The sequence below is a fragment of the Mycobacterium paraseoulense genome, from assembly GCF_010731655.1.
GTDB classification, from domain to species: Bacteria; Actinomycetota; Actinomycetes; order Mycobacteriales; family Mycobacteriaceae; genus Mycobacterium; species Mycobacterium paraseoulense.
Genome location: NZ_AP022619.1, coordinates 2,747,218 through 2,772,529 on the forward strand (window position 1 = coordinate 2,747,218; position 25,312 = coordinate 2,772,529).

The 25,312-nt window shown below is 66.8% G+C and carries 22 protein-coding genes; 12 read left to right on the top strand and 10 right to left on the bottom strand.

Features of this window, described 5'->3' with window-relative positions:
• Positions 1-92 precede the first annotated feature (92 nt).
• Genes G6N51_RS12575 through G6N51_RS12615 form a run of 9 tightly spaced genes read left to right on the top strand, consistent with a single transcriptional unit; the run spans position 93 to position 7,060 of the window.
• On the top strand, positions 93-1,250 hold the full coding sequence (locus G6N51_RS12575) for a cytochrome P450 (RefSeq protein ID WP_174814383.1): 1,158 nt from the start codon (positions 93-95) through the stop codon (positions 1,248-1,250).
• Entirely contained in the window at positions 1,250-2,437 is a 1,188-nt protein-coding gene (locus tag G6N51_RS12580; protein WP_083172973.1) for an acyl-CoA dehydrogenase family protein, read from the top strand. Before G6N51_RS12575 ends, G6N51_RS12580 begins: the two co-directional genes overlap by 1 nt.
• 15 nt (positions 2,438-2,452) lie before the next feature.
• A complete protein-coding gene (locus tag G6N51_RS12585) occupies positions 2,453-2,998 on the top strand; it encodes an FAS1-like dehydratase domain-containing protein (RefSeq protein WP_083172972.1) in 546 nt (181 codons plus the stop codon).
• Positions 2,998-3,396 (top strand): Zn-ribbon domain-containing OB-fold protein, encoded by a 399-nt coding sequence (locus tag G6N51_RS12590; RefSeq protein ID WP_083172971.1) that lies wholly within the window; start codon positions 2,998-3,000, stop codon positions 3,394-3,396. Before G6N51_RS12585 ends, G6N51_RS12590 begins: the two co-directional genes overlap by 1 nt.
• Before the next feature lie 9 nt (positions 3,397-3,405).
• Positions 3,406-4,518: an acyl-CoA dehydrogenase family protein gene (locus G6N51_RS12595; protein ID WP_083172970.1), complete on the top strand. Its 1,113-nt coding sequence runs from the start codon at positions 3,406-3,408 to the stop codon at positions 4,516-4,518.
• Complete coding sequence (locus G6N51_RS12600; protein ID WP_083172969.1) at positions 4,515-4,982, top strand: MaoC family dehydratase; 468 nt, start codon at positions 4,515-4,517, stop codon at positions 4,980-4,982. The genes G6N51_RS12595 and G6N51_RS12600 overlap by 4 nt, the downstream gene beginning before the upstream one ends.
• Positions 4,979-6,148 carry a lipid-transfer protein gene (locus tag G6N51_RS12605; protein WP_083172968.1) on the top strand — a complete coding sequence of 390 codons (1,170 nt, stop codon included), beginning with the start codon at positions 4,979-4,981 and terminating at the stop codon, positions 6,146-6,148. Before G6N51_RS12600 ends, G6N51_RS12605 begins: the two co-directional genes overlap by 4 nt.
• A 13-nt stretch (positions 6,149-6,161) precedes the next feature.
• Positions 6,162-6,455, top strand: a complete 294-nt coding sequence (locus G6N51_RS12610) for an MDR/zinc-dependent alcohol dehydrogenase-like family protein (RefSeq protein ID WP_232078365.1) — start codon at positions 6,162-6,164, stop codon at positions 6,453-6,455.
• The gene (locus tag G6N51_RS12615; protein WP_083173015.1) at positions 6,455-7,060 is read left to right on the top strand and encodes a TetR/AcrR family transcriptional regulator; all 606 of its coding nucleotides are present in this window, start codon (positions 6,455-6,457) and stop codon (positions 7,058-7,060) included. Before G6N51_RS12610 ends, G6N51_RS12615 begins: the two co-directional genes overlap by 1 nt.
• Positions 7,061-7,184: 124 nt before the next feature.
• Here G6N51_RS12615 and G6N51_RS12620 read toward each other — a convergent pair whose 3' ends face one another.
• Positions 7,185-8,147 (bottom strand): proline dehydrogenase family protein, encoded by a 963-nt coding sequence (locus G6N51_RS12620; RefSeq protein ID WP_083172967.1) that lies wholly within the window; start codon positions 8,145-8,147, stop codon positions 7,185-7,187.
• Positions 8,147-9,778: an L-glutamate gamma-semialdehyde dehydrogenase gene (pruA, locus tag G6N51_RS12625; protein WP_083172966.1), complete on the bottom strand. Its 1,632-nt coding sequence runs from the start codon at positions 9,776-9,778 to the stop codon at positions 8,147-8,149. Before pruA ends, G6N51_RS12620 begins: the two co-directional genes overlap by 1 nt.
• Positions 9,779-9,859: 81 nt before the next feature.
• On the opposite strand from pruA, the gene G6N51_RS12630 reads away from it, so the two are divergent.
• Entirely contained in the window at positions 9,860-11,473 is a 1,614-nt protein-coding gene (locus G6N51_RS12630) for a PucR family transcriptional regulator (protein WP_083172965.1), read from the top strand.
• 5 nt (positions 11,474-11,478) lie between these two features.
• Entirely contained in the window at positions 11,479-13,218 is a 1,740-nt protein-coding gene (gene fadD21 / locus G6N51_RS12635; RefSeq protein WP_083172964.1) for a fatty-acid--AMP ligase FAAL21/FadD21, read from the top strand.
• Positions 13,219-13,222: 4 nt separating this feature from the next.
• Here the strand turns inward: fadD21 and G6N51_RS12640 are convergent, their stop codons facing one another.
• The 8 genes from G6N51_RS12640 to G6N51_RS12675 all read right to left on the bottom strand — a co-directional run bounded on the left by G6N51_RS12640 (position 13,223) and on the right by G6N51_RS12675 (position 22,776).
• Positions 13,223-14,560 carry a cation:proton antiporter gene (locus G6N51_RS12640; protein WP_083172963.1) on the bottom strand — a complete coding sequence of 446 codons (1,338 nt, stop codon included), beginning with the start codon at positions 14,558-14,560 and terminating at the stop codon, positions 13,223-13,225.
• 2 nt (positions 14,561-14,562) lie between these two features.
• Positions 14,563-15,540, bottom strand: coding sequence for a hypothetical protein (locus G6N51_RS12645; protein WP_083172962.1), 978 nt, complete (start codon positions 15,538-15,540; stop codon positions 14,563-14,565).
• A gap of 82 nt (positions 15,541-15,622) precedes the next feature.
• A complete protein-coding gene (locus G6N51_RS12650; RefSeq protein WP_083172961.1) occupies positions 15,623-16,558 on the bottom strand; it encodes a sulfotransferase domain-containing protein in 936 nt (311 codons plus the stop codon).
• Between the two features lie 554 nt (positions 16,559-17,112).
• Positions 17,113-17,430, bottom strand: coding sequence for a DUF6955 family protein (locus G6N51_RS12655; RefSeq protein WP_083172960.1), 318 nt, complete (start codon positions 17,428-17,430; stop codon positions 17,113-17,115).
• Positions 17,427-18,686, bottom strand: a complete 1,260-nt coding sequence (sat, locus tag G6N51_RS12660) for a sulfate adenylyltransferase (RefSeq protein ID WP_083172959.1) — start codon at positions 18,684-18,686, stop codon at positions 17,427-17,429. Before sat ends, G6N51_RS12655 begins: the two co-directional genes overlap by 4 nt.
• A 79-nt stretch (positions 18,687-18,765) precedes the next feature.
• Entirely contained in the window at positions 18,766-19,455 is a 690-nt protein-coding gene (gene cysC / locus G6N51_RS12665) for an adenylyl-sulfate kinase (RefSeq protein ID WP_083172958.1), read from the bottom strand.
• A gap of 56 nt (positions 19,456-19,511) precedes the next feature.
• Positions 19,512-20,939, bottom strand: coding sequence for an MFS transporter (locus G6N51_RS12670; RefSeq protein ID WP_083172957.1), 1,428 nt, complete (start codon positions 20,937-20,939; stop codon positions 19,512-19,514).
• Positions 20,940-21,300: 361 nt separating this feature from the next.
• Complete coding sequence (locus tag G6N51_RS12675) at positions 21,301-22,776, bottom strand: MFS transporter (RefSeq protein WP_083172956.1); 1,476 nt, start codon at positions 22,774-22,776, stop codon at positions 21,301-21,303.
• 1,252 nt (positions 22,777-24,028) lie between these two features.
• Here G6N51_RS12675 and G6N51_RS12680 point away from each other — a divergent pair.
• Complete coding sequence (locus tag G6N51_RS12680) at positions 24,029-25,234, top strand: PPE family protein (protein ID WP_083172955.1); 1,206 nt, start codon at positions 24,029-24,031, stop codon at positions 25,232-25,234.
• Positions 25,235-25,312: the final 78 nt, after the last annotated feature.

The window sequence follows — 25,312 nt, forward strand, 5'->3', positions numbered from 1 at the left end:
AGTAGACACAAGGCCGCAAGACACATTGCGTCGATGTGTCGGATCGCCAGTTCCGGGAGGCCGCCGTGCGGACCAGTTTGCCCGCTTCTCTGTTGCACTCCCCCGACTTCTATGCGGGCGATCCGTACCCGGCGTACCGGGAGCTGCGCGCGACGGCGCCGGTGTGCTGGAACGAGGTCACCAACTTTTGGGCGCTGTTGAAGTACGAGGACATCCGTTTCGTCTCGACCAACCCGGCCACGTTCACCTCGACCCGGGGCATCACCATTCCCGACCCGCACATGGGGAACGCGGTGCAGGAGGGCAATCTCATCTTCACCGACCCGCCGCGACACCGGCAGCTGCGCAAGCTGATCAACTCCGGCTTCACCCGGCGGAGGGTGGCGGTCCTCGAGCCGAAGATCCGCGAGATCGTGCGGGGCATCCTCGACGGCGTCCAACCCGATTCCGTGCACGAGTTCGCCGATGAGATCGCCGCTCCCCTGCCGACCCGGATGATCGCCGAGCTCATCGGCGCCCCGCCGGACGACTGGGAGCAGTTTCGCGCGTGGTCGGACGCGGCCACCGGAACAGCCGATCCCGAAATCGAACTCGACCCGTTGGTCGCCATGGGGCAGCTCTACGAGTATTTCCAGAAGTTGATCGCCGCCAGGCGCGTGGACCCGCGCGACGACTTGTTGTCGGTACTGGCGGGCGCGGAGATCGACGGTGTCCGGCTGACCGACGAGGACCTGCTCAATTTCGCCTATCTGCTGCTGGTGGCCGGCAACGAAACCACCCGCAACCTGATCGCGCTGGGCACGCTGGCGCTGATCGCGCATCCCGCCCAATGCCGCCTGCTGGTCGACGACCCCGCGCTGATCCCGGGGGCCGTCGAGGAAATGCTGCGGTGGACCAGCCCCGTCGTCCACATGGCGCGCACCGCGACGACCGACGTGGAGATCCGCGGTCAGCGGATCGCCGAGGGCGACGTCGTGGTGATGCTCTACGGATCGGCCAACCGGGACGAGGAGATCTTCGGTGCCGACTCCGAGGAGTTCAAGGTGACCCGGCACCCCAACCCGCACATCGCATTCGGTTGCGGTGAACATTCCTGCGTCGGTGCACAATTGGCGCGGCTGGAGGCATGCGTGATGTTCGACGAGCTGCTGCGTCGCTTCCCCAAGCTCGAGCTGACGGGTACGGTGGACCGGATGCGCGCCACCATGGTGCCCGGGGTCAAGCGCATGCCGGTGCGGCTGGGGGCCTGATGGATCTGGAGTACTCGCCGGAGCAGGAGCGGCTGCGCGCCGAGATCCGCGCGACACTGGAACAGGTGATGACGCCGGAGCGTGTCGCCGCGATCGGTGAGAACATCGAGGGCGGGCCGGCCGTGCGGGAATGTGTGCGGGCTTTGGCCGCCGCAAACCTGCTCGGCGTCGGCTGGCCCAAAGAGTATGGGGGACGCGGGTTCTCGGCGATCGAGCAGTTCATCTTCTCCGAGGAGGCGCGGCGCGTCAACGCCCCGGTCCCGCTGGTGACGCTCAACACGGTCGGTCCGACGCTGATGCAGTGCGGCACCGAGGAACAAAAGCAGAAGTTCCTGCCGGCGATTTTGGACGGCAGCGTCGAGTTCGCGATCGGGTACTCCGAGCCCGGGGCGGGAAGCGATCTGGCGTCGGTGCGGACGACGGCGGTCCGGGACGGTGACGAGTACGTGATCAACGGGCAGAAGATGTTCACCAGCGGCGCGGCATACGCCGATTACGTCTGGCTGGCCGCCCGCACCGATCCGAATGCCAAGAAGCACAAGGGCATTTCGATCCTCATCGTGCCCACTTCGTCGCCCGGGTTCTCCTGGCAGCCGCTGCGCACGATGCCGGGCATCTCCACCTTCTACACGTTCTATGACAACGTGCGGGTCCCGGCCAGCGCGCTGGTGGGCGGTGAGAACCAGGGCTGGCAGCTGATCACCACCCAGCTGAACTTCGAGCGGGCCGCCCTCGGCAACCTCGGCGCGCTGGAACCGCTGTTCGAGCGCACGCTGCAGTGGGCCACCGCCGCCGAACTGGACGGCGGCCGCGTCATCGACCAGCCGTGGGTGCAGCTGGCGCTGGCCCGGGTCGAGGCTCAGGTCGCCGCCTACAAACTGGTCAACCTGCGGGTCAACGCCGCGATGACCAAGGGCGTGCTCAGCATGGGGGAAGCCTCGGCGGCCAAGGTCTTCGGCACCGAGCTGACCCAGCAGGTCGCCCGCCAACTGCTCGAGGTGCTCGACGGCAACGGCGTGCGCCGCGGTGCCGACGCGCCCCTGCGCGGCGCGCTGGAGACCGCGTACCGCCAGGCGGTCATCAACACGTTCGGCGGCGGCGCCAACGAGATTCAGCGTGACATCATCGCCATGGCCGGATTGGGCATGCCACGGGCTCCCCGCGACCTTCGCGCCACCGCAAAATAGGAGGACAGCCGTAAAGTGACCGACTCAGAAACCGTCAGCGCCAAGGTGCGCGCCCTCGTCGGTCACCCGACCGGCGGCACCGGAAAGCCCTCGCTGGCCCCGGATCCGGTCAACCAGCCGATGATCCGGCACTGGGCGTACGCGATGGCCGACATGAACCCCGTCTACCTCGACCCGGAGTTCGCGGAGAAGTCGCGGTTCGGCGGCATCGTGTCGCCGCCGGTGATGCTGCAGACCTGGACCATGCCGTCGCCGATCCTGGAAGGCATCGGCGAGCGCGGTGGCGCTCCCATCGAAATCAAAAGCAATCCAACGGCATTCCTCGACGAGGCCGGCTACACCAGCACAGTGGCGACCAACTCCGAGTTCGAGATCGAGCGCTACCCACGACTGGGCGACGTCATCAGCGCGACGACCGTGTATGAATCGGTCTCCGAGGAAAAGAAGACGGCGCTGGGCACCGGCTTCTTCCTGACCTGGCTGACGACCTACACCGACCAGAACGGGGAGGTCCTGGGAAGACAGCGATTCCGGGTGCTGCGATTCAGGCCGGAGCGCTGATGGCGACCCGGCTGGCGCCCGCCATCACCAAGGACACCGAGTTTTTCTGGAACGGGTTGCGGGACAACAAGCTCCTGATCCAGCGCTGCGGCCGATGCGGGCGGCTGCGCCACCCGCCCCGCCCGATGTGCCCCCACTGCCGCTCCCTGGACTGGGACACCGTCGAGTCATCGGGCCGCGGCACCGTCTACAGCTACGTGATGCCGCACGAGCCGAAGTTTCCGTTCTTCAAGTATCCCTACGTGGTCGTGCTGGTGGAACTGGACGAGGGCGTGCGGCTGGTGTCCAACCTGACCGGCATCGACCCGGCCGACGTGACCACCGGAATGCCGGTCGAGGTGTACTACCAGGGTTTCGATAACGACCTGGTGCTGCATCAGTTCCGGCCGGCGGGCTAGGAGGGGCTCATGGACTTCAGTTTCAGCGAAGAGCAGGAGACCATCTCCAAGCTCGCCCGCGAGGTCCTCGAGCGCCGCGCCACGCCGGAGCGCCTGACCGAGTTGGAGGCCGGCGACGTTCGCTTCGACGACGCGCTGTGGAAAGAGCTGGCGGCAGTCGACCTGCTGGGCACCGCGCTGCCGGAGTCGGTGGGCGGTAACGGCGGCGGCTTCGTCGAGCTCGGGGTGTTACTTGCCGAGGTGGGCTGGGCGGTCGCACCGGTGCCGGTGTACGCGACACTGGCCCTGGGAGCCGACCCGATCGCGCGGCACGGCAATGATGAACAGCGGCAGCGCTTTCTGCCGGGGCTAGTCGCCGGAAACCGCATATTGACCGCGGGCTTGGCCGAGCCGGGCCGCTCCGATGCGACGGCTCCCGCCACCACCGCACGGCGCGACGGCGGCTGCTGGCGGCTCGACGGCGCCAAGGAGCTGGTTCCGGCCGCCCAGCTCGCCGACACGGTGCTGATCCCGGCGTCGATGGACGACGGGCAGGCCGGCCTGTTCCTGGTGGCGGCCGACGCCCGCGGCATCGAGATCCGGCCCGCGCCGACTACCAACCACGAACCACACGCCGACGTATACCTCGACGGCGCAACGGTATCCGACGCCGACCTGATCGTCGGGGCAGAGCTGATCGACTCGCTGTATACCCGCGCGCTGGTCGCCCTGTGCGCGGTTCAGCTCGGCGTCGTGGAGCGCGCACTGCGGATCGCCGCCGAATACACCACGGGCCGCGAACAATTCGGCAGGCCCATCGGCAGCTTTCAGGCCGTGCAGCAGCGCATGGCCGACGCGTTCATCGACGTCGAGGCGATCCGGTGGACCACGTGGCACGCAGCGTGGCTGCTCGCGCACGGGCGCCCGGCCGAGCGCGCCGCCCGCATCGCGAAGTTCTGGGCCGCCGAGGCCGGCGCCCGGGTCGCCGCCACCGCCCAGCACGTCCACGGCGGGATCGGCATCGACATCACCTATCCGCTGCACCGCTACTTCTTGTGGGCCAAGCACAACGAGCTCACGCTCGGCCCGGCTGCGGCGCAGCTGGCCCAGCTCGGCGCAACGTATTCGGAAGGACAGGAATGACGACCATCGCGAGCCGCACCACCACCCTGCGCTGGGCCGACATCTCCGTCGGCGACGACGTGACCCCGCTCGAGATCCCGATCACCACAACGATGATCGTCGCCGGCGCGATCGCCACCCGCGATTTCATGCCCGTGCACCACGACCGGGACTACGCCAACAAGCAGGGCTCACCCAATCTGTTCATGAACATCCTCACCACCAACGGCTACTGCGTGCGATTCCTCACCGACTGGGCCGGGCCCGAGGCGATGGTCAAGAAGCTGTCGATCCGCCTCGGCGTGCCGTGCTTTCCGGACGATCCGCTGCGCTTCACCGGCAGCGTCACCGGGAAGAGCGAAGGCACCGCGGGTGAGAACTTCGTCGAGGTGACGTTCAAGGGCTCCAACAGCCTGGGCGATCACGTCTCGGGCACCGCGATCCTCAGCCTGCTCGACGGGGCGTCCGAAACGAGCCAAGCGTGAGCAGCTCGTTGCCCGGCGCCGCGGCCATCGCCGGGATCGGCCAGACCGAGTTCTCCAAGGAATCCGGCCGCAGCGAATTGCAATTGGCATGCGAGGCGGTGAGCGCCGCGCTGGACGACGCCGGCCTGGCACCCGGCGACGTCGACGGCATGGTCACCTTCACCATGGATGCCAGCGACGAGATCGACATCGCGCGCAATGTGGGCATCGGCGATCTGAGCTTCTTCTCCCGCGTGCACCACGGCGGGGGCGCGGCCGCCGGAACCGTCGTGCACGCCGCGATGGCCGTCGCGACGGGTGTCGCCGACGTGGTGGTGTGCTGGCGGGCCTTCAACGAACGCTCCGGTTTTCGGTTCGGCGGCAGCGGGCGCAGCATGGCGGAAACACCGTTGTTCTTGGCGCATTACTCACCGTTCGGCTTGCTCACCCCCGCGGCGTGGGTCGCGATGCACGCGCAGCGCTACATGTCGACGTACGGGGTCACCAACGAGGACTTCGGCCGCATCGCCGTCGTGGACCGCGCGCACGCGGCGCGTAATCCCGACGCGTGGTTCTACCAACGCCCGATCACGCTGGAGGACCACCAAAACTCGCGCTGGATCGTCGAACCGGTGCTGCGCCTGCTGGATTGCTGTCAGGAAAGCGACGGCGGGGTCGCGCTCGTGGTCACCAGCGCGGAGCGCGCGCGCGACCTGCGCCAGCCGCCGGCGATCATCACCGCGGCCGCCCAGGGCGCGGCCGCCAACGGCGAGATGATGACCAGCTACTACCGCGACGACATCACCGGCCTGCCGGAGATGGGCGTGGTCGCCAGCAGGCTGTGGCGCGACTCCGGTCTCAAGCCGCAAGACATCCAAACCGCCTTCATCTACGACCATTTCACGCCGTTCGTGTTCACCCAGCTCGAAGAGCTCGGGTTCTGCGGGCGCGGCGAGGCCAAGGACTTCGCCACCATCGAGCGGCTGTCGCTGGGTGGGGAGCTGCCGATCAACACCAACGGCGGCCTGCTCGGCGAGGCCTACATCCACGGCATGAACGGCATCACCGAGGGGGTGCGCCAGGTGCGCGGCACGTCCTACAACCAGGTCGACAACGTCGAACACGTGTTGGTCACCTCGGGCACCGGGGTACCCACCAGCGGGCTCATCCTGGCGCCCGCCGACTGAAGGGGGCATCACCATGCCGAAGCTCGCCCTGCTGACCGCCCGCGGCGGCACGCTGCCCGAGGTCGGCAACGTGAGAGTGGGGCGGACGTTCGAACTGGATCCGAGCGCGCTGGTCTACGGCAACAAATCCGTGCGCGGCGTCATGCTCTACGATCCGGTGACGCTGGCGATCGGCCTGACGTTCCTGCAGCGCACCAGCTTTCCGTTCGACCGTCCGATGCCCGACCCCTTCCACCTGGCCGACGTGAACGCCGCCTCCGCCTCGGCCGATGCGGGGCTGGTGCCCCGGGGTGCGTTGGTGCCGTGATGACTCAAGCGGCCCAGACCATCGACACCCGCGAGCTGATCGTGGAGTCCGCGTACGCCTGCTTTCGCAAGCAGGGACTGCAGAGGGCGACGATCGTCGACATCGCCCGGACGGCCGGTGTTTCCCGCAGCACCATCTACGAGTACTTTGCCGACAAGGCGGCCATCATCGAGGCGTGCGCCGAGCACGCTTCCGAACGGTTCTATCGGGAGATGTCCACGGCCATGGGCCGGGGCGGATCGCTCGAGGAAAAGCTGAGCCAGGCCGCCGTTTTCGTGACCCAGGCCCGGCGGTCCATCGCGTCGGAGAAGTACTTCGACGAGGATGCGATCAGCCTGCTGCTGACCAAGGATGCCGCCGTGTTGCTGCGCGAGTGCGTCGACTTCTTCGCGCCCCACCTGTCGGCCGCGAAGCTCACCGGGGAGGTGCGCAAGGATCTCGACGTCGAAGCCGCCGGTGAATGGTTTGCGCGCATCCTGTTCTCACTCTTCAGCACGCCGTCCTCGACGCTGGACATGGACGATCCCAAGGCGGTGGCCGAGTTCGTGCGCGCGTTCGCGGTGCGGGGGTTCGCCAGCGAGCGCGCTCGGCCCAGGCGCGGCTAGGCGGCGCTTGCCGCTGAGGACCTTCTGCCGTCGAGTGTGCATCGTGGGCTTTGAGTGTGCGTTCAGGGCGGGATTCCGGTGAAATTCCCGCCGTGGGCTCACACGCAAAGCCGTGACCGCACACTCAGTGACCGCGCTGCGCCAGCGCCCGCAGGAAGAACGTCAGGTTGGCGGGCCGCTCGGCCAGCCGGCGCATGAAGTAGCCGTACCACTGGGTGCCGAAGGGCACGTAGACGCGGACCCGGTTGCCGGATGCGGCCAGCCGCCGCTGCTCGTCATCGCGGATGCCGTACAGCATCTGGTACTCGAAATCGGTTGCGGCCCGTCCGGCTTCGCGCGCCAGGGCGGGTACCTTGCCGATGACCTCCGGGTCGTGGGAGGCCACCATCGGATACCCCGAGCCGGCCATCAACACCCGCAGGCAGCGCAGGTAGGCATCGGTGACGGCGGCGGGGTCGCGGTAGGCCACCGCCGCCGGTTCGTCGTAGGCACCCTTGCACAACCGGATCCGCGCGCCGGTCGCCGCGAATTCCCGGCAATCGTCCAGCGTACGTCGCAGGTAAGCCTGCAATGCCACACCCAGCCAGGGAAAGTCGTGCCGCAGATCGCGCACGATCGTCAGCGTCGAGTCCGTCGTCGTGTGGTTTTCGGCGTCCACGGTCACCCACACGCCGGCCCGCCGGGCCGCTTCGCAGATCGTCAAGGCGTTCTCCCGGGCGATCCGCTCGCCGTCGCGACCGAGCGACTGCCCCAGGGCCGACAACTTCAGCGACACCTCGAGCGGACGGGCGGCGGCGCGATCCCCAAGCCCGGCCAGGCGGTCGATCAGGTCGAGGTACACCGTAACCGCCGCGTCGGCGGCGTCGGCGTCGGTCACGTCTTCACCGAGGTAGTCGAGGCTGACACACCGACCCGAATCACGAAGCGCCGCAACGCTTCCCAGTGCGCTGTCGATCGTCTCACCCGGCACGAAGCGGTGCACCACGCGACGGGTGATCGGCAGGCCCTCGGCGGCCCGGCGCAGTCCCGGTCGCCGGCTGGCGGCCATGATGGCCGGCCGAAGGGTGCTGGCGAACACGCCGGTCATCAGTCGGCCGCCATGTGCGGATACGCGTGGTGGGTCGCCGGGACGAACGTCTCCTTGATGGTGCGGGCCGAGGTCCAGCGCAACAGGTTCAGCACCGACCCGGCCTTGTCGTTGGTGCCCGAGCCACGCGAACCCCCGAAGGGCTGGCGCCCGACGACGGCGCCGGTGGGTTTGTCGTTGACGTAGAAGTTTCCGGCGGCGAAGCGCAGGCGCTCCTGCGCGGTCAGCACCGCGTCGCGGTCGTCGGCGATGACGGCGCCGGTCAGCGCGTAGCGCGAGCCGGTGTCGATCACGCCGAGGATTCGCTCGTAGTCGCCGTCGGGGTAGACATGCACCGACAGCAGCGGACCGAAATACTCGACGGCGAAGGCTTCGTCGGCCGGATCGTCGGACAGCAACACCGTGGGGCGGACGAAATAGCCGAGGCTGTCGTCGTATTCGCCCCCCACCGCGATGGTGACGTGGGCGGCGCTCTTCGCCCGCTCGATGGCGTTGACGTTCTTGGCGAACGCCCGCTCGTCGATCAGTGCCCCACCATAGTTGGTCAGGTCCGTGACATCGCCATAGCGCAGCGCGGCGGTCTCGCCCAGGAAGTCGTCGCCGATGCGCCGCCACACCGACTGCGGGATGAAGGCGCGGGACGCCGCCGAGCACTTCTGGCCCTGGTAGTCGAACGCGCCGCGGATCAGCGCGGTGCGCAGCACATCCGGCCGGGCGGACGGGTGCGCCACCACGAAGTCTTTGCCGCCGGTCTCGCCGACCAGCCGCGGATAGCTGTGGTAACGGCCGATATTGGCGCCCGCCTGCTGCCACAGCCGTTGAAAGGTGGCCGTCGACCCGGTGAAATGGATGCCGGCCAGCCGCGGATCGGCCAGCGCCACGTCGGAAACCGCGAACCCGTCGCCGGTGACGAGGTTGATGACCCCGGACGGTAGCCCCGCGGCCTCGAGCAGCCGCATCGTCAGATAGGCCGACAGCGTCTGGGTGATCGAGGGCTTCCACACGACGGTGTTGCCCATCAGCGCCGGCGCGGTCGGCAGGTTGCCGGCGATGGAGGTGAAGTTGAACGGCGTGATCGCATAGACGAATCCGTCCAGCGGGCGGTAGTCGCTGCGATTCCACTCCCCGGGCCCGCTGATCGGCTGCTGCGCCAGGATCTGGCGGGCAAACGCCACGTTGAAGCGCCAGAAGTCGATCTGCTCGCAGGGCGAGTCGATCTCGGCCTGGTAGGCCGACTTGGATTGGCCGAGCATCGTCGCGGCGGCGATCTTCTCCCGCCACGGCCCGGCCAACAGGTCGGCGGCCCGCAGGAAGACCGCCGCGCGCTCGTCGAAAGGCATTGCCGCCCACGTGCCTTTCGCGGCCATGGCGGCGTCGATGGCCGCCGTGGCGTCGGCGTGCACCGCGTTGGTCAGGACGCCCAGCGTGGCGGCGTGCCGGTGCGGCTGGACGACGTCGATGCGCGCACCGTCGCCCATGCGGTGTCGGCCGCCGATGACGTGGGGAAGTTCGATCGGGTGATCGGCCAGGGCGGCCAGTTCGGCGCGTAGCCGGTCGCGTTCCGGGGATTGCGGCGCGTAGTCGTGGACCGGCTCGTTGGCCGGCACCGGCACCTGGGTTATCGCGTCCATCCTGCCAGGATCCTCGCCACACCGGCCCGCCGACTTAGCCGATCGGACAGGACTTCAGCCTTTCGATAGTACGATCGGACAATGGCCGGTGTGGGGCTGGGGCAACTGTTGCTGGCGCTGGACGCGACCCTGGTCAGCCTGGTCGAGGCGCCCCGGGGCCTGGACCTTCCGGTGGGTTCGGCGGCGCTGATCGACAGCGACGACGTGCGGCTCGGCCTCGCGGCGGCCGCGGGCTCGGCCGATGTGTTCTTCCTGCTGGGGGTGGCCGACGACGAGGCGCTGCGGTGGATGGCCAAGCAGGCCCGCGAGCGCGTTCCGGTGGCGATCTTCGCCAAGGAGCCGTCGAGCGCTTTGGTGAGCGCGGCGGTCGGGGCCGGCTCCGCGGTGGTCGCCGTCGAGCCGCGGGCCCGTTGGGAGCGGCTCTACCAGTTGGTCAATCACGTCCTCGAACATCACGGGGACCGCGCCGACGAGACCGAGGACTCGGGCACCGACTTGTTCGGCCTGGCGCAGTCGCTGGCCGATCGCATCCACGGCATGGTCAGCATCGAGAACGCGCAGTCGCACGTGCTGGCGTACTCGGCCTCCAACGACGAAGCCGACGAGCTGCGGCGCCTTTCCATCCTGGGCAGGGCGGGGCCGCCCGAGCATCTGGAATGGATCGGCCAGTGGGGCATTTTCGATGCACTGCGGGCCGGCGACCAGGTGGTGCGCGTGGCCGAGCGTCCCGAGTTGGGCCTGCGGCCGCGGCTGGCCGTCGGGATCTACCAGCCCGCGGTGGACGCGCGGCGACCGCCGGCGTTCGCCGGCACCATCTGGGTGCAGCAGGGCGCACAACCGCTGGCCGACGACGCCGAGCAGATGTTGCGCGGTGCCGCGGTGTTGGCCGCGCGCATCATGGCGCGGCTGGCGGCCCGGCCGTCCACACACGCGCGGCGGGTGCAGCAGCTGTTGGGCCTGGTAGACGGCGAGCCCGACGTGGCCGCCGTTGCCCGCGAACTGGGCCTCTCCGCCGACGGCGAGGCGACGCTGGTCGGCTGGGACACCGCGGACGCCGCGGCCGACAGCGCGCCCCGCCAGGCGCGATTGGCCGACGTGATGGCGCTGAGCGCGAGCGCCTTTCGACGCGATGCCCAGGTGGGCACGCGGGGATCGCGGATCTATGTGCTGCTGCCCCAGACGCAGACCCGCCCGGTCACCTCGTGGGTCCGCGGCACCGTCGCGGCGATGCGCGCCGAACTCGGCGTGCAGCTGCGGGCCGCCGTCGCGGCTCCCATCGCCGGCCTCGCCGGGATCGCCGCGGCGCGCGCCGAGCTGGACCGCGTGCTGGACAGCGCTGCGCGCCATCCCATTTCGCTCCCGCAGGTGACCTCGCTGGCGGAGGCGCGCACCACCGTCCTGCTCGACGAGATCCTCACGCTGGTCGGCCGCGACGACCGGTTGGTCGATCCGCGGATCGTCGAGCTGCGCGCCCGGGAGCCGGTGCTGGCCGAGACCCTGCGGGTCTATCTGGACGGCTTCGGCGACATCGCGGCCGCCGCGCAGTCGCTGCACGTGCACCCCAACACGGTTCGCTACCGCGTGCGGCGCATCGAGAAGCTGTTGTCAGCCTCGCTGGCCGATCCCGAGGTGCGGCTGCTGTTTTCGATCGGCTTGCGACTGCCGGGTGGACCCGAGGGGAAGGCGGTAACGTAACGGCCATGCCGCATGCGTCCGTGGTCGCCCTGCTGCGTGAACGCGCGGGGTTGCAGCCCGACGACGTGGCGTTCCGGTACACCGACTACGACCAGGATTGGGCGGGCGTCACCGAGGCGCTGACGTGGGCGCAGCTGTACCGGCGGACCCTGAACGTCGCGCACGAGGTCAGGCGGCACGGCGCCGTCGGGGACCGCGCCGTGATCCTCGCTCCCCAGGGCCTGGCCTACATCGTGGCGTTCCTGGGGGCGATGCAGGCCGGGTTGATCGCGGTGCCGCTGTCGGTGCCGGCGGCCGGCTCGCACGACGAACGGGTGAGCGCCGTACTCGCCGACACCACGCCCACCGTCGTCCTCACCACGTCAGCGGCCGCCGGAACCATCACCGAGCACCTGACGCAGCCCGGCTCGCCGACCCTCCCGGCCGTGGTCGCCGTCGACGCGCTGGATTGGGACGACACGAGCGCGCCCAGCGCCCGGGTCGGCGGCGCGCCCGCGACGGCGTACCTGCAGTACACGTCCGGCTCGACGCGGCTTCCGGCCGGGGTGATGATCTCGCACCGCAATCTTCAGGTGAACTTCCAGCAGCTGATGGCCGACTATTTCGCCGAGGCCAACGGGGTGCCGCCGCGCGACACGGCCGTGGTGTCGTGGCTGCCGTTCTATCACGACATGGGATTTGTGCTCGGCGTCATCGCGCCGATCCTGGGCGGCTATCGCGGCGACCTGACCAGCCCGGTCGCCTTCCTGCAGCGGCCGGCGCGGTGGATCCACGCGATGGCGAACGGCGGACCGGTGATGTCGGCGGCGCCCAACTTCGCGTTCGAGCTGGCCGCCCGAAAGACGTCGGATGCCGACCTGGAAGGCATCGACCTGGGCGACGTGCTGGGCATCGTCAGCGGCGCCGAGCGCATCCACCCCGCCACGCTGGACCGGTTCTGTAAACGGTTCGCCCCGTACAACTTCCGCGATCACATGATGCGTCCCTCCTACGGCCTGGCCGAGGCGACCGTCTACGTCGCCAGCCGCACCAAGGGCGGCGCCCCGGAGGTCGTTCACTTCGAACCTGAGCGGCTGTCCGAGGGCACCGCGCATCGGTGTTCGACGCAGGCCGGCTCGCCACTACTGAGCTACGGGATGCCGAGGTCGCCGACCGTGCGGATCGTGGACCCGGACACCGGCAGGGAATGCCCGCCGGGAACGGTCGGCGAGATCTGGGTCCACGGCGAGAACGTGGCCGACGGCTATTGGCGCAAGCCGGAGGAAACCGAGCGCACCTTCGGCGGCGTCGTGGCCGACCCGTCGCCGGGTACGCCCGAGGCGCCCTGGCTGCGCACCGGTGATCTCGGCTTCGTCTCCGACGGTGAGATGTTCATCGTGGGACGGATGAAGGACCTGCTGATCGTCTACGGGCGCAACCACTATCCCGAAGACATCGAGTCGACGGTCCACGAGATCACCGGCGGCCGGGTCGCGGCGATCTCCGTCGCGGTGGACGAGTCCGAAAAGCTGGTGACCATCATCGAATGGAAGAAGCGCGGCGATTCCGACGAGGAGGCCTCGCGCCGGCTCGACACCGTCAAAAACGACGTGACCGCGGCGATTTCCAGTTCACACGGCCTGAATGTCGCCGACCTCGTGCTGGTGCCCCCGGGTTCCATCCCCACCACGACGAGCGGCAAGATCCGGCGGGCCGCCTGCGTCGAACAGTACCGCCGGCAGCTGTTCACCCGGTTGGACGCCTGAGCCCCTACGACGCCCGGGTGGTCCGGTCATCGGGCGCGGCGGCGACGGGTTCGGCCGCTGGGGGCTCCTGAGCCGGGACAGGTGAGGCTTCCTCGGGCGCAGCGGTTTTCAGCAGCGGCCAGCCTTTACGCAGAACGTAATCGAGCCAGGCGCCCGCCAACTGCGACGTGAGCACGGCCGCGACCACCAGCGTCGTGTAGAACTTCGAGCTGATGATGCCGGCGTCGAAAGCGACACTGGCGAGTACGATTCCGGGGCCGCCTCGGGCGTTGGTGGTGATCCCGAGGTTGATCAACTCCAGGCCCCGGAACCCGGCGAACCGCCCGGCGAGCGCCACCGACAGCATCTTCACCACGCAGGTGCCGACGAGGAAGATGACGATCATCGGCAGTGAGACGCCGCGGACGAGGTCCAGCTTCAGACCCACGATCGCGAAATAGACCGGAATGAAGAAGGCGAACGAGACTTTGCTGATCGCGTCGATCGAGTCCTCGAAGATCGCGCGTTCGTTGTCCACGAGCGCGAAGCCCGCGAGGAAGGCCGCGAAGACGAGGTTGACATCGAGCGCCCCGGCGACCGCGCAGTAAGCCAGCAGGATCGCGATGGCATAACCGGTGGGCGAGTGGTGTGCGAGAACGTTCCAGCGCGCCGTGTTGAAGGCCTTGATCATGCGCGGAACCACCGTGAGGCCGAGCGCGAAATAGGCCACCGTGATCAGCAGGTGCAAGCCCATCTGCCACGGATGCAGGTGCGATTTCGCGGCGATCGAAGTCGCGATCGCCAGCGCCAACCACAACACGATGTCCTCCAGCACCGCGACCCCGAGGATCAGCCGCGCGAAACGCGTGTCGAGGATCTTGAGGTCGGCGAAGATCTTGGAGACCACCGGCACGGAGGTGACGGCGACGCCGACCGCCAGGATGATGACGAGGGACACGCGGTTGCCGTGCGGTCCGGCCAGGCTCGGACGGATCAGCTGGGGCCCGAAGGCCAGCCCCAGCAGGAACGGGATGCCGGTGCCCACGATCACCAGCCAACTCACCGTCCGCCGTTCACCCTTTCCGAACAGTTGCTGCACTTCCGCGCCGGACACGAACATCAGCAGCAGTAAGCCGAGCCAGTAGACGAAGCTCAGAATCTGGGTGTTGTGCCTGGCGGTGCCGACGAGATGCTCGACGAAGTGCAGCCGGCCGAGCAGTGCGGGGCCGAGCACGATACCGGCGAGGATTTCCCCGACGACTTTCGGCTGACCGAGCTTGAGGAACACATACCCCAGCAACTGGGCTAGGCCGACCAGTGCGAAGAGGACGCAAATGACCGCCGTCAGTTGGGAATTCGACACTATCAACTCCTCGTGTTATTGGGAACATTCCGGCCAGCGCGGCCATGGCCGGTGACCCAACGTTGGTAAAACTGGTAAGCGAGCGTCATCGCTCCGGCCCCGATGGCCACGGAAATCGGGTATGTGAAGCTGGGCGCATTCATCACCAGAGGGAGGAGTCCCACCGCGAGCGCGGGCGGCATGCGCAGCCGCAGGAGACGAAGCGCGAGAATGCCGAACGCCATCGCGCAGGCCGCCGCGACGGCGCCACCGCCGAACAGGCTGACCGCGCCCCATCCCGCCACCGCATTGAGGACGCACACGCCCGGCAGAGCGAGCGGCTTTCCGGCCCACGGACACACCGTGGGGTGGGCGAACATCTCGTAGGCGATGACGATGAGCGGAGGAAACAGGACGAGCCGCCAGCCCGTCGCCGCGGCGCACGACGCCAGCACCGTCAGTAACGCGAAGAATGGCAGGAGCCAAGCGTTTCCGGTGGCCGGCGACTCGAGCACGTCGTCGACGCTCGGCGTCGCAATGTCACGCTGCGAATATTTCTGCCGGCAATACCGTTGCCACGGAACGAGAATCGCCACGAGGACGACCAGGCTCAGCGCAATGGAAGCCGGATAGAGCCAGCTCTTGATCCCCAGGAAAAGCGGCAGCGCCCCGGCGGCGATCCCCGGGGCGACCGCGGATTTGAGCAGCGCCAGAAGAACCAGGCACGAGGTGACGATCAGCAGAATCGCGAGCGCGCCGAACGGCAGCACCCGCGTGACCAGGACGCCGATGACGGCTCCCGCCACCGGTGTGACAACGAGCCGCCCCGGCTGACGGGCCCATTTTCCCGATGGCCGGGTCAGCACGTCGTAGGAGAGCGCCGCCAACCCGGGGAACAGCAGGTAGTGCCGGCCGTCGAAGTGCGCCGCCAGCACGATGTATGCCAGGGCGATTCCCTCCATGAGGAGGCGATCTCGGAGTACAGGGCCTTGATCAGCCATAGACGCTGCGCCTTGTCGTCGCATCGCGGGACTCCGCGCTACGGCGTAGTCCCGCGACACGTTGACGTCGTTGCGCGCTGAATCAGCCGGCCGACAGGATTTCGCCCTTTTCCAGCCAGTGGGCGCACTCCGGGCCGAGCTTCTCGAGGGCGACGCGGTCGAAGCGCTCGACCTGGTCCGGCCTCAGCTCGTTGCGGTGGTCGCGCTTGAGCCCCTTGTGGAAAAAGGCCTTGGCGCTGGACATGTGCGATCCCCCGAACGGCGCCATCTTCTCCGCGCGCTCGCTCATGTAGTCGAAGGAACAGTGCTCGACGATGACGTCCATTCGCAGCGACGCCGGGTCGATGGAGAAGAATTCCGCGAGCCGGGCGATCTGACCCCGAAGGTCCCGCTTCAGTTCCCCGTAATGCAGCAACAGCACATTCGGCTCGTTCCGCAGCGCCCACCACGACTGCATGATGTCGAGCAGATCGCAGCACTGGTAGCCGTTGGTGTCCAGCCAGAGGTCGAAGAACTCCTGCATGTCCTCGGGGATCACCAAAGGCGTTGGGTCGCCAGACCATTCGGCGTGGATCTGGTTGATCGTCTCCATCGTCTTCGGATTGAAGTTGTAGAGATAGTTGTGGAAGCTGATGCCGAGGTCTTTGCCGTTCCGCCCGACGAAGACATAACGGGCCTCGGGAGCGATCGGCAGGGCGTCGGCGGGCAGGTGCGATTTCATCACCCGCCGCATTCCGGCCTCGCGTTGCTCCTTGAGCACCTTGAGCATCCCGGCGTGGTCACCCCAACTGGAGTCGAGCCACGGCGAGGTGTCCGAGAGCCCGCCCTCCGGCTCCTCGCCGTTGTGCAGAATCTGCTGGACTATTCGCTGCGTCCAGGTGGTGCCGGCTTTGAACGGGTCCGCGACGACGATGTCGCTTTCGACGAAGCCACCCTGGGCCAGGAAGTCCTCCCAGACCCGGGAATCCGAGAGGTAGTCGCGCAGGACTCTGGTCGGAGCGAGAAGTTGGTTTTCCACCGTGAATGTGCCTTCCGTAGGAACAGTTTTGCGAAAACGCGTGGGGACACGCGCGGGACAACAACACGTCCTGACCGGTCGGCTTCGGAAAGACTCCTGCTCCGAAACCCCGCACTCGCGTCACGCGAGCTCGACAAGTGAGCTGCTATCCAGTTGGTCGAACGGGTCGTGAGCGTCGCCCGTGGAAGGACGGCGCCCCGACCTCGAGTCGGCAAGTCACATCCGGCGGTGCAGTGGGCCTGCGTGCCGTCCGCGCCTATTTAAACTCGCGATGATTCAAATTATGGGGTGGGGAGCTGGCAACTTCCTGTGCTGTAGTTGGACCCTTGCTGTCCTTTTGCCAGCAAAGCGAGGGCGACCGCATCACCTGCCCCTGAATGCGCGAGGAGATGCTGAGCCACCGCGACACCCGTCGGGCATTGCGCCCCGGGGGCCGGGCCACCAGCAACGAAACAAGTCGTCACGCGAAAGCGCCGACCGGCGACTGGTCCACCCCAATCGCCGGTCGGCGCTCGTTATCGTCTGGTATTTTGCGCGGCCGGTGCGGCCCTAATTCAGGCCCGCGCCTCCTCGAGGAAGCGGCCCATCACGTCGGGACCGGTCGAATGCATGTCGATGGACAGTTCGAGCAGCCTGTCCTTCGCCTTCTTCGGAAGCAGTTCGATCGACTTCGTGGTCGCGGAGTCGTATTTGGCTCCCGGGAAGCGCTGCAGCACCACATCCTTCTGCGCTTCGGTCGTGTAGATTTCCAGCAACTTCATGCCGGCGAAAGCTTCCTTGGCCGCATCCGCCATCCCGGCCCGCTGCAGAGCCTCGAGTCTCTCCTCGTTGATCCAGACGTTGACCTTGATCCTTGCCTCCGCGGTGCTCATGACTCCTCCAATTGCTTGAGCGTGAAGACAGGTCGCCGGGTCTTGAGGTACTCCTCGGTCACGAAGGGTGAACCCTCTCCGTACTTGGCGGCCGACTCCATGACAACTTCGAAAACCTCGTGCCGCATCACCTTCTGCGTCGGCTTCACCTCGTCGGTCAGAATGCTCCTGATCAGGCTGCCGCTGAAGCTCTGCGCCTTGGAGTCATGGCCGCACAGGGCGGAGTTGGTGACCTCCAAGCATTCCGGGCAGTACCAGTTCTCCCTCAGGAACACCGGTTTGATGCCCAGCTCGGTTCTGTGCTGCTTGAGCAGATTCTGGGCATCGTAGGGATGGTAGAAGTCCCCTACGCCGGCGTGGTCGCGCCCGAACATGTGATGGGTGCATCCCAGGTTGGTCCGCAGGATCGCGTGGAAGATCGCCTCCCGCGGTCCGGCATACCGCATGTCCCACAGCGTGAAGGACACCATGTGGACGTTGTCGCGAAAATACCCGCTGGTCCTCAGCGCGTTCTGCGCCAACAGGATCGCCTCGTCGATGTAGTCGCCCACGCGCTTCTGGCCGATGATGGCGTTCACCAGCACACCGGTGTTGAGGTTGTCGACGGGCATGTCCTCGTTCGCGGCCAGCCAGGCCTGCTTCATCAACGCTTCGTGGCCGGTATGCGGCACGTTCCTGGTCTGGTGCGCCACCGCGTGCTTCCAGTCCCGCTCGGCCAACGCTTCCATGTGCTGCTTGGGCGTGAGCCAAAAGCTCTTGAACGGCTCGTTGAAGACCGGCTCGTTGATGAGCGTGATGTCGCCCCCGATGAACCGGTTCTGGTAGGCCAGCGTCTTCTTCACGCCGGGATGCCGGGGATCCGAAGTGCCGTACGTCTTCTCGGCCATCCGGGCAAGGTCATATTCGTATATCTCGGATATGTCGAAGATCGCCATGGGGGCGTCGAGGTATTCGAGGACGACGCGGTCGCCCACCTTGATGTTCAGCCTGGCGATCTCGTCGGCGGACATGTCGAAGACGATCGGTATGCTCCACAGCGTTCCGTCTGGAAGCTGCATGTTGTCGAGGGTTCCGTCGACCTCCTGCCGCCCCATGAATCCCGTCAGCGGAGTGAAGAATCCATAGGACAGGCTGATGACTTCGTGCGCGGTGGCCTTCGAGATGGGAATCCGCGGCATTCCCTGGATCTGACCCGCGGCGTTCTCGGTGGATATCCGTTCCACAATGGGATTTCCATTGTGCCCCTTGTAATTCATGATGACCTCGTTCTCTCGGCTGGGTACTCGACGATTTCTTGCTTCGGCGCCCTCAGCGGGCGCCGACCAGTGCCGCTTGTCAAACTTCAACCATTCCTTCGGGTTTCGGGGTGCGATCACGCACGGGTATCACGCCCACCTGCTCGAGATGGAGAACGACCTCCTCGGCCAGCGTCTCCGCCGGCTTTTCGCCGCCTTCGAGCCGCAATTCCGGTCGCGCCGGCGCCTCGTAGGGATCATCGATCCCGGTGAAGCCCTTGATTTCACCGGCCCGGGCCTTCTTGTAGAGCCCCTTGGGATCGCGCTGTTCACACACCTCGATGGGGGTATCGATGAAGACCTCCAGGAAGTCCCCGTCGTTCAGCGTCGCGCGCACCGCATCGCGGTCGCGGCGGTAGGGGCTGATGAACGCCGTCAAGGCGATAACGCCGGCCTCGCAGAACAGTTTCGACACCGCGCCGATTCGCCGGATGTTCTCTTCCCGATCTTGGGCCGAGAAGCCCAGCCCGAACCGCTGGGCGAACTCGATCCCGTGACGCTCTTCGAGGATCCCCGGCCCGGCGTTGAGCCCGTAACGGACGTTGTCGCCGTCCAGCAGAAAGCTCCGGACTCCACGCTCGTACAGCTTCTGTTCGACAAGGTTCGCGACCGTGCTCTTCCCACTGCCGCTCAACCCGGTGAACCAAATGACGCATCCCCGGTGGCCATTGAGTTTCTCGCGTTCGCCGCGACTGATGTTGTGTTCGTGCCACGTGATGTTGTCAGACATTGCTAGCTCCTCGTCGGGATGTGAACGGACCGTGGATATCTCATGCAGGTATGCCTTCACGTCGTGACCGTCTCCTCCGCCGTTCGTTCACGCGGAACAGCCGGGATCGACGCGTGCTTGCGCTGGGGTCGCACATAGCGCGCCCAGACCAGCACCGCCGCCGCGACGTAACACGCCAAGAAGATGCAGAACGCCGGGGTTTCGGTGCCTTCGGTGTCATAGGACTGCCGCAGCGCCAGGTCGATTCCGACCCCGCCGAGCGCGCCAAAGGCCCCGGCGAATCCGATGAGCGCCCCCGACCGGACCCGGGCCCAGTGGTGGCGTTCACCGTTGCCGAGGCCCAACACACGCGCTCGCTCCTCGAATACCGACGGGATCAGCTTGTACACCGCCCCTTTGGCCGCTCCACAGAAGATGAACAGCGCGATGAAGCCGACGATGTAACCCGCCAGCGTCAGCCCGGTCACGTCGGCACCGCGATCCTTCGCGGCGTCGGCCTGCAGGCTGACCCCGACCAGGAGCGCACCGGCAGCGATGGCGGCGACGAAGACCGCCAGGGTGACGCGGCCGCCGCCGAAGCGGTCACTCACCTTGCCACCGACTATCCGCGCCACCGACCCCAGCAGGGGCCCGATGAATGCTATTTCGGCGGCGTGCAGCGACGCCTGGCCGTGGCTTTCCCCGGCCGCCGTGAAGTTGTGCGCCAGCACCTGGCCGAACGCGAACGCGAAACCGAGGAACGACCCTGACGCGCACATGTAGAAGAAGGAGATGGCCCACGAGTCGGGCACTGACATGATGGAGCGCACGTTGTGCAGCGACAGCCCGGTGCGGTGCGCCACCACGTTGTCCATGAACAGCGCGGCACCGAGACCACCGACCGCCAGCAGCACCAGATAGATCGAGCACACCCAGTACGGCGCCTCGTGCCCGACGGTGGCCAACACCACCAGTCCGACGGCCTGAATGCTGGCCGACCCGAGGTTGGCCATCCCGCCGATGAGGCCGAGCGTGAATCCCTTGAGCCGCTGCGGGAACAGGCCATCGACCTTGGCCAGCGACGCGGAGTAGTTGCCCCCGCCCAACCCGGTCAGCGCAGCGCACACCAGGTAGGGCCACAGGGGAAGCCCGGGGTGGGCCAACAGCACCATCGCGCCTGCGGTGGGGATCAGGAGCACGGCCGCCGAGAACATGGTCCAGTTTCGTCCGCCGAACCAATTCGCGGCCATCGCGTAGGGGATGCGGGCCAGCCCACCAACCAGGGACGCGACGGCACCGATCAACAGTTTGTCACCGGTCGAAAAGCCGTAGACCGATTGCGGCATGAACAGCACCATGACCGACCACAGGTACCAAATCGAGAAGGCGACATGGACGTTCACGACCTGCCAGAACAGATTCCGGCGGGCGATGGCGCGATTCCCGTTGTCCCAGGCCGCGGCGTCCTCCGGGTCCCAGACCGCGATGCGATGCGAACGCGCCACGCGACATCTACCTTTCGCAGACGTTGTTGTACCGCCCCTCACCGGGCCCCCGCCCTGGCCACTCAGGGAGTCGGGCCCGGTCGGACCCATCAACAAATCAGTGCTTGCCATTCCGAACAGCTTGCAGCCGTTGCGCTTTCGTCGCAGGGCAGGACGGCTGGGCGGCCGATCGCAAGCCTCGGCGAAACATCGACGGCCACTTGTCGTCCTCCAGGTCACGTACGGCTGCGCGTCTTGGCATCCTTCATCGAGTAAAACGCCGGTGCGGACACTTTACAACTTAAGATGGTCAACTTACAGGAGATTTACAGGATAAGTTGGCTTCGCCCCTTCCACTCAGCTCAAAAAGCCCGATGTCGCTTCAAGAACGCACCACCGGCACGTCGACAGGATGCGCCGGGTCAATCCCCGGCTGCGCACCGATCGGCGAGGTGGGAACGGGCGCCTCCTCGATCAGCCGCGGCGGCCGTGGTGCGGACATGGCCTGGGGACGCGCGTAGCGCATCCAGGCCAGCACAGCGGCCGCGACGTAACACGCGAGGAAGATCCAATATGCCGGTGTCTCGGTGCCGGTGCTGTCGTAGGACTGCCGCAGGGATAGGTTGATGCCCACGCCGCCGAGCGCCCCGAACGCACCGGCGAATCCGATCAAAGTCCCCGATCTGATACGCGCCCACTGCCGGCGTTCGGTGTCATCGGCGTTCAGTTCCCTGCTGCGCGCATCGAAGACCGAAGGGATCAGCTTGTACACCGAGCCCTTAGCCGCGCCGGAACATATGAACAGGGCGATGAAGCCGACGATGTAACCCACCACGGTGAACAGCGTCACCGGTTTCCCCGCGGCGCGGGCGAGGTCGTCGTGGGTGCTGACGACGACCAGAAACCCGCCGCCCACGATCATGCAGATCAACAGAGCAACACTGACGCGCCCACCGCCGAAGCGGTCGCTCAGCTTGCCGCCGACCACCCGCGCCACCGATCCCAGCAGCGGTCCGGTGAAGGCAACCTCGGCGGCGTGCAGCGATGCCTGCGCGTGGCTTTGCCCACCGACGAAAAAGTTGTGTTGCAGCACCTGGCCGAAGGCGAACGCGAAACCGAGAAACGAACCGGAGCAACACAGGTAGAGGAAAGCGATCCCCCAGGCGTCGGGCACCTTGAGGACCTCTTTGAGGTGGCTCATATCGATGCGGTAGTGGAGGTTGTCCATGAACACCGCGGCGCCCACGCCTACGACGGCCAGCAGCACCAGGTAGACCGCGCAGACCCAGTACGGCGCCTCGTGACCGACGGTGGCAAGCACGAACAGACCGACGGCCTGGATGACCGCCGAGCCGAGGTTTGCGATTCCGCCCGTCAAGCCCAGCGCGAAGCCCTTCAGCCGCTGCGGGAAGAACGCCTCGGCGGTGGACAGCGAGGCGGAGTAATTGGCGCCACCCAATCCGGTCAGCGCTGCGCAGACCAGGTACGGCCACAACGGCAGCCCGGGATGATTCAGCAGCACGATGGTGCCGGCGGTGGGAATCAGCAGTATGCCCGACGAGAACATTGCCCAGTTACGTCCACCGAACCTCGCGCCCGCCATCGCGTAAGGGATGCGCGCGACCGCCCCGATCAAAGACGCGGTGGCGCCGATCAATAACTTGTCCCCGGTCGAAAATCCGTAGGTCGACACGGGCATGAACAGCACCATCACCGACCACAGGTACCAAATGGAGAAGGCGACATGCGCCGTGGCGATCGACCAGATCAGGTTACGCCGGGCGATGGCCCTGTTGCCGACATCCCATGCTGCGACGTCCTCTGGGTCCCAATCTGAGATGCGTTGGCTACGCGTCATGCCTTGTTACCTTTCACCGACTTGGTCGGCAACCGTCGCTGCAGTAGCGCCCGGTTGCATTGGCGAGGTTGATGATTCAGGGGTGAACGGTCACACCCCATTGCCACCAACTCTTTTCGCAGCTGTCCGACTATGCATGCTGATGTGGCCCTAATCCTGTTGGGGCCCATTCGCATCGGAGCATCCGCGATGGCCGGCCACACTCAATCGCTTCCAACAGAACCATTGACCGTCCACGGCGACGGGCAATCGACACGGTCCAGCACCGGCACCCGCAGCAACCTGCTGGTGCGCGCCGGCGCCAACGGGGTATGGCCGACCGAGTGGTAGTCAAATCCCATTCTGCTCGTTCGACAACTCGAATCACCGATTTACAGGACATTTCCAGCCGATTTCACCGGTACGTCCAGCTAGCAATTGACCGGCCGCCCATTAATACAAGAACGACCGTTAAAAATTCACGCGGCCTACCCCATGGCAGTTGGCGTGCATGTCAATTCGGCCCAACCCCGAAGCCCGGCAAGATAAGGCGCTCGACCGTGCAAGCGGTGGCCGCCGCCTCGCCCCGGCTCGGTCCCTCCGCGCCGGTGCTGACCGCACGACCCGTTAGCTGTCACCAGCATTGGTGTTTGCACCGCGTCGTCCGAGCGCAGGCATGGGATCGCGGCGTGAGACCGATGCGGGCTCGGGTCGCGCCCGCTGCCAGGCGATCTTCGTCAACCATCGCGGCGGTCCCCGAGCGAACCGGCGGCCGCAGTGAGGTGCGGGCGCCACAATCCGCAGTCACGCAACACTTGTCACACCTAGCTGGACGTACCGGTGAGGTTAGCTGGAAATCTGCTGTACATCAGCGATTTCGCGTTGTCGAATGGGCACTATTCAGTTTGACTGTCAAGTAGATAACTGCGTTGCTTATGCGGCATTACCGCAAGATGCAATGCGTGATGGCGGCGGGACCCGCCACAATTTGCACGTCATCGCCGACGGCCAATGGTCCCTTCAAAACAGACCAGTACCTGGCTGTCATTTGTGTGACAGCCCGTGACACGGAGGAAAAATGACGCGTTGTTTTTCGTCCACGCCTGGGGCGCGCGACCGCCGCCTCGACCTCCTCACGAATGCCCCGCTGCCCCCGACAGGTAGCACACGGCGATCCAGGGTTTCCAAGAGAACGGCGGTGGTCTGAGCCGGTTCGCCCGACCGGCATGCCGCGCCAGCTTCGCACGCGGCCTGTAGACAAAGGGGGAAGAACATGCTTGATTTCGGGGCGCTGCCGCCGGAAATCAATTCGGAAAGAATGTATTCCGGTGCCGGCGCGGGGCCGATGCTGACGGCCGCCGCGGCGTGGGACGTCTTGGCCAATGGGTTGGAGTCGGCGTCGCGCGGTTACGCCGCGGTCATTTCGCAGTTGCAAGGCGAAAGTTGGTCTGGCAGCGCCTCAGCCGCGATGGCCAGCGCCGCCGCACCCTACGTGGCCTGGGTGATCAACGCGGGCGTGAGCGCCGAGCAGGCCGCGGGTCAGGCGCGCGCGGCCGCGGCGGCCTACGAGACCGCCTTCGCCGCCACCGTTCCGCCGGCACTCGTGACGGCCAACCGCGTCCAGCTGCAGGCGCTGGTGGCGACCAACGTCTTCGGGCAGAACACCGCGATGATCGGGGCGACCGAGGCCGAATACGAACAGATGTGGGCCCAGGATGCCGCTGCGATGTACAACTACGCCGGGTCCTCGTCGGCTATCACCACACTGACGCAGTTCAATGAGCCGCCGCAGACCACCAACGCCGCCGGCCCGTCCGCTCAAGCCGCCGCGGTGGGGCAAGCCACGGGGACCTCAACCGCCGGGACCGCGCAGACAAGCCTGTCGCAGGCGATGTCGGCCGTGCCACAACAGTTGCAGACCCTTGCGGCGGGCGGATCTTCGGGCTCGTCGAGCTCGTCGGCCGCATCGGGGTCGTCGCTACTGAGTGAGGTCAGCAACTTCAATACGGTTACCGGTCCCGCGGGTTTGGCTTCGAACTTCAGCCGGACCGGGACGTCGGCGGGGAGCTTCATCACCGGCGCTTACCGGTCCGGCATCCAGGCGAGCAGCGGGGCTGCCAAGGCTGCCGCAGGCGCGGCCAAGGCGGCAAGCACCGCGGCGAGTCCAGCAGGTCTGGGCGGTCCGGTACTCGCGAATGCGGGTAACGCCACGAGCGTGGGCAAATTGACCGTGCCCCAAAGCTGGGCGGCGACCAATCCTGCGGCGACCACGGTTGCTGAGCCGCACTGGTTGTCCGACGCAGAACTCGAAGGCGGTCCATCCTGGCACGAAGGCCCCGCGACCAGCGTGTGGAACGGTGTGCCGACCGCGGGCACGGGCCAATCGTCGTCCGGGCTGTTATCGCGCCCCTCGGTCAACAACGTGCTGCGGGTAACGCCGCGCCAATTCAAGATGCCCCGTCCTTCGGTCGGCGGCTAGCCGCCAATCTCACCGCGCAACCCGCGACAGGACCGCGGCACCCTTCGTTGCTGCGCGCGACGGCCGTCACGCGGCCGA